Source organism: Streptococcus sp. DFI.7.26 (assembly GCF_022240605.1).
Lineage (GTDB): Bacteria > Bacillota > Bacilli > Lactobacillales > Streptococcaceae > Streptococcus > Streptococcus xiaochunlingii.
The window spans coordinates 1-1,046 of record NZ_JAKOGN010000035.1 but is presented as its reverse complement, the minus strand read 5'-3'; the positions used below and the strand labels follow the sequence as shown (position 1 = coordinate 1,046).

Below are 1,046 nucleotides of genomic sequence, written 5' to 3'. Positions count from 1 at the left end.
TATTATATTTCATCTGATGAAGATACTATTAGAGATGAAGACAAACATCGTGCTCCTAGAAAGGATTTGGATAAAATTAGGGTACTTTATGTACCTGCTTCAAGAACGCCTGAGAAGGAGTTGGGAAATGCTTCAGGTAGTATGTTAAGTAGGTTGGTAAATAGTATAAATTGGACCGAAGATGAGATAAATGAAATTACAGATAAAATTGATGAGTTGAATAACACCTTTTTATCTGAAAATGGAGCATTGACTCAGATCAACAATGAGATTCAGAAATCATGGGAATTATATCATGAAGATAACCGTTTTTCTCAAGCAGAGTTGATTATTAATTCTTCTGAGATGGGGGCAGCACTTAGACAGATTGCCTTAAAATTTTCACCAACAACCACTGAAGAAGCATTTACAGTTTCAGATCTAGGAGATGGACTGAGATCTATTTTTTATTTTTCACTTGTTGATTCGATACTTGATATTGAGTTAGAAATTAACAAAGACCGTGAAGAAAATCCTGATAATCCAAGATTTAAGTTGATTCCACCAGTACTAACTATCCTAGCAATAGAAGAACCAGAAAATCATATTGCTCCACATCACATTGGAAAACTGATAAAAAGGTTTAAGCAATTAGGCAATAATGACAACTCTCAAGTAATTTTAACGTCACATTCTCCAGCTATTGTAAAAAGAATTGACCCAGAAGATTTGAAGTATTTAAGAATAGAAAATAATGACAGAGTTCTTCAAACCATTGTTTCTGATATACAGCTACCTCCAGCTATAGATGAATCTTATAAATATATTAAAGGAGCAATTCAAGCTTATCCTGAACTATATTTTGCGAAGTTAATAGTTCTAGGTGAAGGCGACAGTGAGGAACTGCTATTACCAAAGTTTTTTGATTTACTTGGGAAAGAGGTAGATAGTTCTCAGATTTCAATTGTCCCTTTAGGGGGCAGACATGTCAACTATTTTTGGAAATTATTGAATGCTCTCAGAATTCCTCATATTACCTTGTTGGATTTTGATAATGAGAGATACGG

General features: G+C 33.7%; 1 protein-coding gene. It reads left to right on the top strand.

What is annotated here, in order from left to right:
* Positions 1-1,046: TOPRIM nucleotidyl transferase/hydrolase domain-containing protein (locus tag L0M85_RS09750; RefSeq protein WP_238656936.1), on the top strand; the 1,046-nt coding region annotated here is incomplete at both ends.